The organism is Burkholderia reimsis, from assembly GCF_003294055.1.
Lineage (GTDB): Bacteria > Pseudomonadota > Gammaproteobacteria > Burkholderiales > Burkholderiaceae > Burkholderia > Burkholderia cepacia.
Map to the genome: position 1 here is coordinate 105,395 of NZ_QMFZ01000024.1, position 12,929 is coordinate 118,323.

Consider the following 12,929-nt stretch of genomic DNA (forward strand, 5'->3'; position numbering starts at 1 on the left):
GGAACTCACATCATGAACGGTATCCCGACCACCTTCATCGTCCAGGGCGCGCTCTGGCTGCTCGTCGTCTTCTCCGTCGTCACGTGGACGCTGATCGTCGTGAAGACGATCCAGAGCCTGCGTGCGAGCGCACGCAACCGGCATTACACGCGCGCGTTCTGGGCCGCGAACAGTTTCCACGAGGCGGCCGCGCTCGACGGCGCCGACAGCCCCGTGGGCGAACTCGCCGCGACGGGCTTCGACGCGCTGCGCCGCGCCGACGAAAGCAGCGCGCACGATCTCGAACACAGCTGGAGCCGCCACGACCTGCTCGAACGCCATCTGCGCCAGCAGATCCACAACGCGCGCCGGCGCGCGGAAGCGGGGCTCGCCGTGCTCGCGTCGATCGGCAGCACCGCGCCGTTCGTCGGCCTGTTCGGCACCGTGTTCGGCATCATCCACGCGCTGACCGCGATCACGCACAGTGCGTCGGCGAGCATCGATGTGGTCGCCGGGCCGATCGGCGAGGCGCTGGTCGCGACCGGGATCGGCATCGCGGTCGCGGTGCCGGCCGTGCTCGCGTACAACTTCTTCGTGCGCCGCGTGAAGGCCGCGTCGGCCGATCTCGATGCGTTCGCAACCGATTTCGTCACGCTCGCGCAGAAGGCCGGTTTCCGCGTGCCGGCCGCCGCCACCGCGCCCGCGCCGGCACGCCGTGCCGACGGCGCCCGTCAGGAGGCGTTCGCATAATGGCCTTCTCGTCCTCCTCCGACAACGACGACGTGCTCAGTGAAATCAACATCACGCCGCTCGTCGACGTGATGCTCGTGCTGCTCGTCGCGTTCATCGTCACGGCGCCGCTGCTCAACAACGCGGTGCACGTGAACCTGCCGAACACCGTCGCCACGGCGCCGGCCGACCGCAAGCCGAACGTCACCGTGAGCGTCGACGACAAGGGCGTCGTGTATCTCGACAAGCGCGCGGTCGCGCTCGCCGCGGTGCCGGCCGAGCTCGCCGCGCTGAAGGCCGGCCGGCCCGACGTCGCGCTCGACCTGCAGGCCGACGAGCACGTGCCGTACGGCACCGTCGCGAAGCTGATGGCCGCGATCGAGCATGCGGGCATCACGCGGCTGTCGGTGCTCACCGCGCCGCGCGGCTGATGCGCGGTTCACGACTCCTTTTCCGAACGCATCCATGAGCATCACGGCTTCCCATCACGTCCAGTCGATCTGGTACACGCGCTGTCCGGTGCCGACGCCGCTCGGCATCGCCGCGCATCTCGGCTGGCTCGACAGCGAGTTCGCCGGCGACGGCATCACCGTCCGCGCGCTGCAGGAGAACCAGCACGCGGCGCTGCATCGCGCGCACGTCGATCATTCGCTCGACAACACGTTCCGGCAGGGCGGCAGCATTCCCGCGCTGTGGGCACGCGCCTCCGGCGCCGATACCCGGGTGGTCGCGCTGACCTGGGTCGACGAGGCGCAGGCGATCGTCGCGTTGCCGGAAACCGGCCTGAAGCGGCCAAGGGACCTGCGCGGGCGCCGCATCGGGCTTCCGCGCCGCGACGGCGAACGTATCGACATCTTCCGCGCGGCGGCGCTGCGCGGCTTCGTCAGCGCGCTGTCGCTCGACGGGCTCGGCCCCGCCGACGTCGAATGGGTCGACGTGCCCGCGTCGAACCTGCGCGCGCCCGTGTCGACGCCGCTGACGCGCGACGCGGCATTCAGCCATCCGTCGAGCCTGTCCAGCCGGCGCCTTTATGCGGCCGAAGCGGCCGCGCTCGTGCGCGGCGAGGTCGATGCGATCTACGTGAAGGGTTCGCTCGGGCTCGAGACCGCACACCTGATCGGCGCGCAGCCGGTCGTCGACATCGGCTTTCATCCCGATCCGCAGATCCGCATCAACAACGGCTCGCCTCGGCCGCTGACCGTCAATGCGTCGACGCTCGAACGCCATCCCGACATCGTTCGCCGCTTCCTCGCGCGCGTGACCGACGTCGAAGGCTGGGCGCGCGAGCACGAGCAGGAAGTGCTCGGCTATCTCGGCCGCGAGACGGGATCGGGCCATGACTGGCTGCGGCTCGCATACGGCGCCGACGTGCACCGGCGGCTGCGCACGGATCTCGACGAAGCGTCGATTGCCGCGCTCGACGATTTCAAGCGCTTCCTCGTCGAATGGCGGTTCCTGCCTGCGGATTTCGACGTGCGCGCGTGGATCGACCGGCGCGCGCTCGACGGCATCGCACCGCTGTCTCGCGACGCCGCGCGGTGAGCGCGCCGGCACGCGTCGCCGACGCATGGCGGCGCGAGCGCTTCACCGGCGGCTTCATGCTGCTGGCGCTCGCGAGCGGCACGACGATCAGCATGGCGCAGCTCGCGACGACGCTGTATGCGCTCGCGCTCGGCGTCGACAGCGCGCGGCTCGGCATCATCGCCGCGATGGAGCCGCTCGGCATCGCGCTGATGACGCTGCCGGCCGGGCTGCTCGTCGCGCGCTACGGCGCGCGGCGCGTGTACTTCGCCGCGAGCATGGGGCCGATGCTGCTCAACCTCGTCGTGCCGTATACCGGCGCATGGCCGCTGATCGCGCTCACGCAAGTGCTGATCGGGCTGTGCATCCCGTTCCGGATCGTGTCCATCACCGGCGTGTTTCTCGCGCGTCTCGCGCAGATCGGCCTCGCGCGCGCCGGCTGGTACCGCGCGGCGATGTCGGTCGGAACCGGCATGGTCGGGCCGTGGCTCGCGAGCTGGCTGATCGGCGCGCATGGCGCGGTCGCGACGTTCTGCGCGGCGTCGGCGAGCTTCGCGGGCATGGCGCTGTTCAGCCGGACGCTGCTCGGCGACGCCGAAGCTGCGCCGCGCGGCGCCCGACCGGAAACCGGCGGCCTGCGCGCATTGCTGGCGCTCGCATGGAATCACGACGTGCGCGAGCAACTCGTGCTCGAGGCCGTGAACAGTGCGACGCGTTCGCTTGCCGGCGCGTATACGGTCGTGCTCGCGATCCAGTCGCTCGGGCTGTCCCAGGCGCACGCCGTCGCGCTGCTGACGTTGCAGGGCGTGGTCGCGGTGATCGCGCTGTTCGGGCTCGGCCATGCCGCGCAGCGGCTGAGCGCGCGCCGTTGCCACGGGCTCAGCCTGGCCGGCGCCGTGGCCGGCCTGCTCGCGCTCGGGCTCGCCCGTGACGCGTGGATCGTCGGCGCGGGGCTTGCCGTGCTGTGCGCCGGTTCGTCGCTGCTGCATCTCGTCAACATGCAGCGCCTCGGCCGTCACCCGGCGGACAAGAGCCAGGTGTCGAGCCTCTACAACCTCGCGTCGATGACGGGCGCGTTCTGCGGCCCGCTGGCCGGCAGTGCGCTCGTGCCGGCCGTCGGGTTGCAGGCCGTGTTTCTGTGCTGGCTGCCCGTCGTCGTGCTGGTGGCGTGCGCGTTGCGCGTCGCACATGGGCGGCGCGATGCGTCGCAGCCCGTGACTGCAAAGCTCTCCTGACGACCATTCGAGCGGGTGTCGCGCGATCCGGCAGTGTTGCGTGACAAGCAGTTTGCTTCCGTTCACAGATGCGCATGCAGCAACGCGCACGCCGCATACCTGCCGGAAGCCCGATACGACGGGCCTCTCGAGGCTGGCATCCGAATTGCAACAGGGAACCCGTGCGTCGCGCACGCACGTGCGTTCAACCGATCAAACAGGATGACTCATCGATGTTCAGGAAAAAACTAATCGTCACCGCGCTGGGGGGACTGCTGACGGGCGGAGCCGTATCGTTGCCCGCGTGGGCGGAAGAGGGTGCGGTGACGGCGGCACCGGACGCGAAGCCGGCACGACCGGGCACGGACGATGCAGCCGCGGCTGCACCGACGGCGGCCCGTGCGACCCGCGGCACGGCCATCCGCGAAACGAACCTCGGCACGGTCACCGTGACCGCGCGCCGGCGCAAGGAGAGCATCCAGGACGTGCCGGTCGCGGTGAGCGCGCTGAGCAGCGACGCGATCAGGAACAACGAGCTGCGCGTGGTCAACGACGTGACGAAGTACGTGCCGAACTTTACCGGGCAATCGACCGAGGGCCGCGAGCGGCCGCGCTGGTTCCTGCGCGGCGTCGGCAGCAACGATCCGTCGGACCTGTCGCTGAGCCCGATCGGCGTGTACTTCGACGACGTGTACATCAACAGCGTGTTCGGGCAGGGTTTCCCGCTGTTCGACCTCGATCGCATCGAAGTGCTGCGCGGCCCGCAGGGCACGCTGTGGGGCAAGAACACGGTCGGCGGCGCGCTCAGCATCACGTCGCAGAAGCCGACCTTCGACGTGAGCGGCTACGGCAAGATCGGGCTCGGCCAGTACAACAGCCGGCTCGCGGAGGCCGCGATCGGCGGGCCGATCGGCAAGAACGACGTGCTGGCCGCGCGCGTGTCGGTGTATCACGAGAACGCCGACAGCTTCTACACGAATACGGTGCAGCAAGGGCGCTTCGGCGGCTTCCACGACAACGCGGTGCGCTTCCAGGTGCTCGCCGTGCCCACGTCGGACACCAACTTCCTGTTCAACATCCACGGCCGCAACTACACGGGCGGCGGCAATGCGTGGCACGCGCAAGGCGCGGGGCCGGGCGGCGCGAACCAGTTCGGCTTCGTCGGCTCGAGCGATCCGTACACGGTGTCGCTCAACGCGCCGTCGAGCGATCACATCTCGACCTGGGGCACGTCGCTCACCGCGCACTGGCGCATCAACCCGGCGGTCACGCTCACGTCGATCACCGCGTTCGAAGGGCTGCACCGCTGGTACCAGGACGACGAGGATTATTCGGCGTTCGACGCCGCACGCTCGCACGACCGCCTGTCGAGCCGCCAGTTCTCGCAGGAATTCCGGCTCGAATCGCCGCAGACCGACCGGCTGAGCTGGCTCGTCGGCACGCACCTGTTCACCGAGCAACTGGCCGAGCAGGGCGCCGGCGGCGGCTTGCCGGGTTCGCCGTCACCCGCGTTCTACCACCTGACCGACCTCACGCAGCACACGCAGAGCGCGGCGATCTTCGGCAGCGTGAAGTACCGGTTTACCGACCGCTTCAACGTGACGGGCGGGCTGCGTTACACGATCGAGCGCAAGAACATCAACCTGACCGGGCTGCAGGGCACCGGCAACGTGACGTTCGGCAATCCGGGCAGCTGGTGGGAGCCGTCTTCGGTGTCGTCGCCGCTGGCGGTCAGCGCGCGGCAGAACCAGACGAACACGTGGCGCGCGCCGACCTGGGACCTCACGCCCGAATACGCGCTCAGCAGCAACGTGCGTGCGTACTTCCGCTATGCGCGCGGCTTCCGTTCGGGCGGCTACAACGGCAACGCGTATACGCAGAGCACGGTGTCGACCGTGTCGCCGGAGTACCTGACCGACTATGAAGTCGGCATCAAGAGCGAGTGGTTCGACAAGCGGCTGATCGTCAACGCGAGCGTGTTCCACTACGACTATCGCGACATCCAGGTGTTCGCGCTCGCGCCGAACCCGTTCGGCGGCCCGCCGGTGTCGACGCTGTCGAATGCGGGGCAGGGGCGCGCGGACGGCTTCGAACTGGAGTTGAAGGCACAGCCGGTCAACAGCCTCTACCTGTTCGCGAACCTCGGGATGCTGAACACGCGCTACACGGAGTTCCGCTACGTGCCGACCGCCGTCGGCAACTCGTTCGCGCGCTCGCCGCATACGACGATCAATGCGGGCTTCGACTATCGCGTACCGGTGTCGTTCGGCACGCTGACGGCCGGCGGTGACGTGAACTACCGCAGCCGCGAATACTTCAGCGCGACCCGGCAGACGATGCCGCAGCTCTGGCAGGGCGGCTACACGGTGCTGAACGCGCACGTTTCCTACACGACGCCGAACCAGAAGTACATCGTGACGGGTTACGTGACGAACCTGACCAACAAGGTCTACAAGAAGCTCGAGCTGCTGCCGTCGTATGGCGCATATCCGGTGCTGTACGGCGATCCGCGCACGGTCGGGATCACGCTGACGGCGAAAATCTGACGGGCGGCACGGGCGCGGGCACGGCCACGGCCACGCCGCGCATGCGGCGACGCGGCGGCCCGCCCGTGTTCGCCGCGCGTCAGATCAGCAGCGACAGCGTCCTGAACAGCGCGAGATCCGCCTTGCGTGCCGACCGCGCGTGCCGGCGGATCACGTGCAGCAGGCACTCGATGAAGCAGCGCGCCGCGTCGCTCAGCGTGCTGCTGCGCCGCGTGACGATCCCGAGGTCGCGCGGCTCGAAAGTCTCCTTCAGCTGCAACGCGCGCATCCGTTCGCCGAACGGCGGCACCGCAGCGAGAATCGTCGGGCACCACGTGCACATGTCGGCCTGTTCGAGCATCGTCTGCAGCATCGCGGCCGACTGCGCGCGGACGATGCGCCGTTCGTCGATGTCGGCACCGTGGCGCGTGAACAGGTAGTCGACGAGCGCGGCCTGCCCGTCGGCCGCGAAATTCAGCACCCAGTCGTTCTCGAGCAGGTCATGGATCGATCGCGCGTGTTCGCGCGGATGGCCGGCGCGCACCATCACCGATGTCTCGTAGCGCAGCATCGGCTCGAACGCGAATTCCTGCGTGCCGCCCGGTTGCACGTGCCCGAGCGCGAAATCCATGCTGCCGTCGCGCAACAGCGGCTGCGCGACGGCCATCAGCGCCTCGTAGAGTTCGAGGCGCACGTCGGGCATCCGCTCGCGAAAGCGCAGCACCGTTTCCGCCAGGAACGTCTTCGTGAGCCACGGCGTCACGCCGATGCTCAGCCGGCCCTCGATGCGGCCGCGCATGCGTTCGAGATCGCTCTGCGCATGTTCGAGCTGCTTCAGCACGAGCTTCGCGTGCGTGAGCAGCGTCTTGCCGTATTCCGTGAAGCCGATCCCTTCCGGCGCGCGCACGAGCAGCGGCAGGCGCTCGCCGGCCTCCAGCTCGCGCAGCGCGCGCGTGACGGCCGCCTGCGACAGCCCGAGCGTGCGCGCCGCGCCGCGGATGCTCCCGGCCTCCGCGCTCGCGACGAGCGCCTGAAGCTGATGCAGCCTGATCGTACCCATGGCGTGATACCCGACAACGAAAGGTTGTCATCATAACGAAACCGCGGCTGTTCGCCGGGATTTTCGCTGCCTACGATGCGGCCACGATCGGTCATTCGGGCGATCGTCAACCGGTGTACATCGAGGAGAATCGGGGTTGAACCACAGACCAGTCCAGCCGGAATTGGCGGCCATCGAGACGGAGATGATTGCGCTGCGCCGACGGCTGCACGCGCATCCGGAGCTCGGCTTCGAGGAACATGCGACGAGCGACCTCGTGGCCGGCTTCCTGACAACGTGGGGTTATCGGGTGACGCGCGGGCTCGGCGGCACGGGCGTGGTCGGCACGTTGACGCGAGGCACCGGGAAGCGGCTCGGGCTGCGCGCCGACATGGACGCACTGCCGATCCGCGAGGCGACCGGGCTGCCGCATGCGAGCCGGTGCGACGGCGTGATGCACGCATGCGGCCACGACGGCCATACGGCGATGCTGCTGGCGGCGGCGCGGTGCCTGGCCGAGCGCGCCCGCTTCACGGGCACGCTGAACCTGATTTTCCAGCCGGCCGAGGAAGGGCTCGGCGGCGCGAAGCGGATGATCGACGACGGGCTGTTCGAGCAGTTTCCGTGCGATGCGGTGTTCGCGATGCACAACGTGCCGGGCATGCCGGCCGGCGTGCTCGGCTTCTGCGACGGCCCGGCGATGGCATCGGCCGACGAGGTGCGCGTGCGCGTGACCGGGCGCGGCGGGCATGGCGCGGCGCCGCATACGACGATCGATCCGGTGGTCGTCTGCGCGTCGATCGTGATGGCGCTGCAGACCGTCGTGTCGCGAAACGTGAACCCGCAGGACCTGGCGATCGTGACGGCCGGCTCGATCCATGCGGGCACCGCGTCGAACGTGATCCCGCCGCACGCGGATCTGGCACTCAGCGTGCGCGCACTGTCGCCGGACGTGCGCGCGCTGCTCGAACGGCGCATTCGCGAGATCGTGCACGGGCAGGCCGCGAGCTACGGCGCGACGGCCGAGATCGATTACCGCCACGACTATCCGGTGCTCGTCAATCACGCGGCGGAAACCGCCTTTGCGCGCGACGTCGCCCGCGAATGGGGCGGTGACGGCGCGCTGATCCCCCATCTGCGGCCGATCGCTGCAAGCGAGGACTTCGCGTTCATGCTGAACGCTTGCCCCGGCAGCTACCTGTCGATCGGCAACGGCGAAGGCGATGGCGAAGGCGGCGCCGGATGCGGGCTGCACCATCCCGGCTACGACTTCAACGACGCGTGCCTCGCCACCGGCGCGAGCTACTGGATTGCGCTGGCGGAGCGTTATCTCGCGTGACGCAACCGCATGATCTTGACTGACGATTCACACGAGGAAGGAGACTGGCAATGAAGCAGTGGAAGCAATGGAAACGGGTGGCGGCGCTCACGTTGGCGCTGGCGGCGGGGGCGGCGCATGCGGGTGACTGGGCGGGCAGGGAGATTCGCCTCGCGGTCGATCCGACTTACCCGCCGCTCGAGTACAAGCTGCCCGACGGCACGCTGACGGGCTTCGGGATCGACATCACGAATGCGTTGTGTGCGGAGCTGCATGCGCGCTGCGTGTGGGTCGAATCAAGTTTCGACGGGATGATTCCGGGGCTGCTCGCGCGCAAGTTCGACGTCATCGCGTCGTCGATGACGATTACGCCGAAGCGGCAGCAGCAGATCGCCTTCACGAACCGGATCTCGAATGCGCCGGCGCGCCTCGTCGCGCGCAAGGGTTCGCCGCTGCTGCCGACGGCCGGCGCGCTGAAGGGCAAGCGTGTGGGCGTCGAGCAGGGCTCCACGCAGGCCGACTATGCGATCGCGAACTGGCAGCCGGCCGGCGCGCAGATCGTGTCGTACCCGAACCAGGACCAGGTCTATGCCGATCTCGTGACCGGCCGGCTCGACGCGGCGTTCCAGGCATCGATCGCGGCGAGCGACGGTTTCCTGAAGAAGCCGCAGGGCAAGGATTTCGCGTTCGTCGGCGCGGCGATCGACGACGCGAAGTATTTCGGGCAGGGCGACGGGCTCGGGCTGCGCAAGGAGGACAACGACCTGCGCGACGCCTTCAACCGCGCGCTCGCGACGATCCTCGCGAACGGCACGTACCAGCGGATCAACCGGAAGTATTTCGACTTCGACATCTACGGCACGAAGTAAGCGGTGGCGCCATGCCTGGCGCGGTAACGACAAAACAAATAAGGATGACGGATGAACTGGAGACTGATTTTCGTCGCGATGCCGGCACTGTGCGCCGCGCCCGCGTTCGCGCAAGGCAGCGTCACGCTGTACGGCCTCGTCGATGCGGGCATCGACTACACGAACAATGTCGGCGGCCACGGCGCATGGCAGATGGCGAGCGGCTTCGCGCAGGGCAGCCGCTGGGGGCTGAAGGGCAGCGAGGATCTGGGGGGCGGCTACAGCGCGCTGTTCCAGGTCGAGAACGGCTTCAACGTGAACAGCGGCACGCTCGCGCAGGGCGGCCGCATGTTCGGGCGGCAGGCGTACGTCGGCCTCGGCAGCGCGCGGTTCGGCGCGCTGACGCTCGGCCGGCAATACGATGCGGTGGTCGACTATCTCGCGCCGACCACCGCGAACGGCAGTTGGGGCGTCTATCCGTTCTCGCATCCGCTCGACAACGACAACACCGGCAATACGTTTCGGGTCAACAACACGGTCAAGTATGCGAGCCCGGATTTCGCCGGCTTCTCGTTCGGCGGCACGTACAGCTTCAGTAACGACACGGGCTTTGCGAACAACCGGCAGTGGAGCGTCGGCGCGCAGTACGAGCAGGGCGGGTGGCTCGTCGGCGCGGCCTTCCTGAATGCGGACAACCCGGGTGCGACGCCGGGCGGCGCGATCGCGGGCTCGGGATCGGTCGGCGCCGATGCGAACTTCGCGTCGGCGCGGCTGCGGATCTTCGGTGCGGGCATCAACTACACGGCGGGGCCCGCGACGGTCGGGTTCGCGTACACGAACAGCAACGTCACGCGGCCGACCGCGAACGTCGGTTACCTGTTCGGCGACGAAACGATCGGGCCCGTGACCGGCCCGCTCGCAGGCGGCACGGTGACGTCGATCAAGTACCAGAACTTCGAAGTGAACGGCAAATACCAGTTCACGCCCGCGCTGTTCGTCGGGGCGCAGTACGTGTACACGACGGTGCGCTACGACGCGACGACGGGCACCGCGAAGCCGAAGATCCATTCGCTCGGGCTGATGGCCGACTACACGCTGTCGAAGCGCACGGACGTATACCTGATGGGCGCCTGCCAGCGGATCGCAGGCGACGCGACGGGCTCGTCGCTCGACCAGGCCTATGTTCCCGGCGCGGCGGACCTGTCGTCGACCTCGAAGCAACTGATGATTCACGCGGGGATTCGCCACAGGTTCTGACGCCGGATGCAGCGGGCGAAGCCGCCCGCTGCCCGTCACCCCGATGCGCTTACTGCGCGACGCGGATCACGACCTTGCCGAAGTGCTGCCCCGACTGCAGGTACGCATACGCCTGCGGCGCTTCGTCGAAGCCGAACACGCGATCGACCACCGGCTTGATCCGCTTCGCGTCGACGAGGCGCACGACGTCGTCGAGCATCGCGCGGCTGCCGACCATGATCCCCTGCAGCCGCCTGATTCCGCCGATCAGCGACAGCAGCCCGAGCTCGGGGCCGCCGAAGCTGCTGAGGCCGCCTATCACCGACACGGTGCCGCCCATCTTCGTCGCGGCGACCGAGCGCGGCAGCGTATCCTTGCCGCCGACTTCGACGACCAGATCCGCACCCGCGCCGCCGGTGAGCCGCAGCACGTCGTGTTGCCATTCAGGCGTGGCGCGATAGTTGATGGTTGCGTCCGCACCGAGCGCGCGGGCGCGTTCGAGCTTCGCGTCGCTCGACGACGTGACGATGGTGCGCAGCCCCGCGGCACGCGCGAGCTGCAGCGCGACGATCGACACGCCGCCCGTGCCGAGCAGCACGACGGTCGCGCCGGGCCCCAGGCCGCCGTCGGCGAACAGCGCGTTCCATGCGGTGATGCCCGCGCACGACAGCGTCGCCGCCTCGTCGTAGTCCAGATGCGCGGGAATCGCGACCAGCGCCGCTTCGTCGGACACGAAGTGCTCGGCCAGCACGCCGTCGAAATGCGAGCCGGGCGATCCCGAGGTTTTCTGCGGCGTCGGCGGCCCTTCGATCCAGCGCGGGAAGTAGGTGTTGATCACGCGATCGCCGGGCTTGAAGCGCGTGACGTCGCGGCCCGTTTCGATGACTTCGCCGGCGCCGTCGGCAACCGGAATCAGCGCTTCGTTGCCGATGCCGAGATAGTCGCCGCGCGCGAACATCAGGTCGCGATAGTTCAGGCCGGCGGAATGGATCTTCACGACGACGTCGGTCGGCCCGACCGCGCGGCGTGTCGCGTCGATGCGCCGAAGCCCGGCCACACCGTCGCCCGGTTTTACTTGCCATGCGTGCATGTCGACTCCTTTTTAGAGATAGTGCGGACTATCATAGTGTTGCGCGCAGGGACGCATTGACGATAATTCGGCCGACGACTGTCGCCTGTATGGACACAAACCTGTTACCCAACCGGAGCGAAATGGCATGGACGAGCGGCTCAGAGGCGTTGCCGAATTTGTCGACGTGGTGGATTCGGGCAGCTTCGCGGCGGCCGCGCTGCGGCTCGGCGTCACGCGCTCGGCGGTCGCGAAGGTCGTCGCGCGGCTCGAACGCCGTCTCGGCACCCGGCTGCTGCAGCGCACGACACGCCAGCTCGGCCTGACCGACGAGGGGCTCGTCTATTACGAACAGTGCCGGCGGCTGCTCGCCGAACTCGGCGAGACGGAGGCCGCGCTCGACGCGGGCCAGCGCGAGCCGGCGGGGCGGCTGCGCGTCAGCGTGCCCGTGCTGTTCGGGCGGCAATGCGTGGCGCCCCTCATGCGGCGCCTCGTGGAGCGCCATCCGCGGCTCGAAATCGACGTGTCGTTCAGCGATCGCGTGGCCGACCTCGTCAACGACGGCTTCGACATCGCGGTGCGCATCGGCGAGCTCGCCGATACGAGCGCGCTCGTCGGCCGCAAGCTCGGCGTGCAGCGCATGGGCATCTGCGCATCGCCCGCGTATCTCGATCGTCATGGCCGGCCGGCGGGGCTCGACGAACTCGCGTCGCACGTCGGCATCGCGTATTCGCGCGGCGGGCAGCCGACGCCGTGGCCGATAGTCGGCGCGAACGGCGCGGTGCACGACCATCGTCCGGCCGGGCGCCTGCGGCTCGACGACCTGCAGGCCATTGCGGATGCGGCCGCCGCCGGCGCGGGCCTCGCGTGGCTCCCCTGCTGGCTGATGGCGCCTTACCTGCGCGACGGCCGCCTCGCGCTCGTGCTGGACAGCAACAGCGTGTCGGGCGCCGAAGTGTTCGCGGTGCGGCCGGCATCGCGCCACGTGCCGTCGAAGGTGCGTGTCGTCATCGATGCGCTCGTCGACGAGATACCGAAGATGCTCGCATCGGATGGGTGAGGCGGTACGCGGTCGGCCATGCGGTCGCCGCAACATCTCAACTCGACGCACCACGCGGATTGCAGTCCACCGAATACTCGGCATGCTCGCCGTTGACGTGCAGAACCAGTGTCGCCTTGCAGATATCGCTCGAATCGACGCTCAGCCGAAGCGTCGCGAGCGGCTGATCCTCGCCGCCCGCGAGCCGCGATTCGCCGGAGCGCGTCAGCGAGGCCGAACCCGCGCCGCCGGTGCGGGTGATGCGCAGGCTGTACGACACGTCGACCGGTGCGGCCGCGCGCACGTGCGGCACGATATTCACGCCGCCGGCGCTGGCGGCGATGTCGAAATAGGCGCTGAGATCGTGAATGCCAACCATGATCGTCCCCTGTCGAATGAAAAAAAGGCCGAA

At 68.6% G+C, this 12,929-nt stretch carries 12 protein-coding genes; 9 read left to right on the forward strand and 3 right to left on the reverse strand.

Going from position 1 to position 12,929, the window contains the following annotated elements; translation table 11 throughout:
- The first annotated feature begins 12 nt into the window (after positions 1-12).
- The 5 genes from DPV79_RS25610 (at position 13) to DPV79_RS25630 (ending at position 5,989) form a co-directional block, all read left to right on the forward strand.
- On the forward strand, positions 13-729 hold the full coding sequence (locus DPV79_RS25610) for a MotA/TolQ/ExbB proton channel family protein (RefSeq protein ID WP_091920302.1): 717 nt from the start codon (positions 13-15) through the stop codon (positions 727-729).
- Complete coding sequence (locus DPV79_RS25615; protein ID WP_009694203.1) at positions 729-1,139, forward strand: ExbD/TolR family protein; 411 nt, start codon at positions 729-731, stop codon at positions 1,137-1,139. The genes DPV79_RS25610 and DPV79_RS25615 overlap by 1 nt, the downstream gene beginning before the upstream one ends.
- Before the next feature lie 34 nt (positions 1,140-1,173).
- Positions 1,174-2,250: an ABC transporter substrate-binding protein gene (locus DPV79_RS25620; protein ID WP_113046768.1), complete on the forward strand. Its 1,077-nt coding sequence runs from the start codon at positions 1,174-1,176 to the stop codon at positions 2,248-2,250.
- Positions 2,247-3,464 (forward strand): MFS transporter, encoded by a 1,218-nt coding sequence (locus DPV79_RS25625; protein ID WP_113046769.1) that lies wholly within the window; start codon positions 2,247-2,249, stop codon positions 3,462-3,464. The genes DPV79_RS25620 and DPV79_RS25625 overlap by 4 nt, the downstream gene beginning before the upstream one ends.
- Before the next feature lie 212 nt (positions 3,465-3,676).
- Positions 3,677-5,989, forward strand: a complete 2,313-nt coding sequence (locus tag DPV79_RS25630; protein WP_113046770.1) for a TonB-dependent receptor — start codon at positions 3,677-3,679, stop codon at positions 5,987-5,989.
- Between the two features lie 79 nt (positions 5,990-6,068).
- Here the strand turns inward: DPV79_RS25630 and DPV79_RS25635 are convergent, their stop codons facing one another.
- Positions 6,069-7,028: a LysR substrate-binding domain-containing protein gene (locus DPV79_RS25635; protein WP_113046771.1), complete on the reverse strand. Its 960-nt coding sequence runs from the start codon at positions 7,026-7,028 to the stop codon at positions 6,069-6,071.
- A 184-nt stretch (positions 7,029-7,212) separates the two neighbouring features.
- On the opposite strand from DPV79_RS25635, the gene DPV79_RS25640 reads away from it, so the two are divergent.
- Genes DPV79_RS25640 through DPV79_RS25650 form a run of 3 tightly spaced genes read left to right on the forward strand, consistent with a single transcriptional unit; the run spans position 7,213 to position 10,430 of the window.
- Positions 7,213-8,346 carry a M20 aminoacylase family protein gene (locus DPV79_RS25640; protein WP_113046788.1) on the forward strand — a complete coding sequence of 378 codons (1,134 nt, stop codon included), beginning with the start codon at positions 7,213-7,215 and terminating at the stop codon, positions 8,344-8,346.
- Positions 8,347-8,396: 50 nt separating this feature from the next.
- Entirely contained in the window at positions 8,397-9,194 is a 798-nt protein-coding gene (locus DPV79_RS25645) for an ABC transporter substrate-binding protein (RefSeq protein WP_113046772.1), read from the forward strand.
- Between the two features lie 51 nt (positions 9,195-9,245).
- The gene (locus DPV79_RS25650; RefSeq protein WP_113046773.1) at positions 9,246-10,430 is read left to right on the forward strand and encodes a porin; all 1,185 of its coding nucleotides are present in this window, start codon (positions 9,246-9,248) and stop codon (positions 10,428-10,430) included.
- 49 nt (positions 10,431-10,479) lie between these two features.
- Here the strand turns inward: DPV79_RS25650 and DPV79_RS25655 are convergent, their stop codons facing one another.
- Positions 10,480-11,499: a zinc-dependent alcohol dehydrogenase family protein gene (locus DPV79_RS25655; RefSeq protein ID WP_113046774.1), complete on the reverse strand. Its 1,020-nt coding sequence runs from the start codon at positions 11,497-11,499 to the stop codon at positions 10,480-10,482.
- A gap of 127 nt (positions 11,500-11,626) precedes the next feature.
- On the opposite strand from DPV79_RS25655, the gene DPV79_RS25660 reads away from it, so the two are divergent.
- On the forward strand, positions 11,627-12,538 hold the full coding sequence (locus tag DPV79_RS25660; RefSeq protein ID WP_113046775.1) for a LysR family transcriptional regulator: 912 nt from the start codon (positions 11,627-11,629) through the stop codon (positions 12,536-12,538).
- Positions 12,539-12,575: 37 nt separating this feature from the next.
- On the opposite strand, the gene csgH is transcribed toward DPV79_RS25660, so the two are convergent.
- The gene (gene csgH, locus DPV79_RS25665) at positions 12,576-12,896 is read right to left on the reverse strand and encodes a curli-like amyloid fiber formation chaperone CsgH (protein ID WP_059494537.1); all 321 of its coding nucleotides are present in this window, start codon (positions 12,894-12,896) and stop codon (positions 12,576-12,578) included.
- Positions 12,897-12,929: the final 33 nt, after the last annotated feature.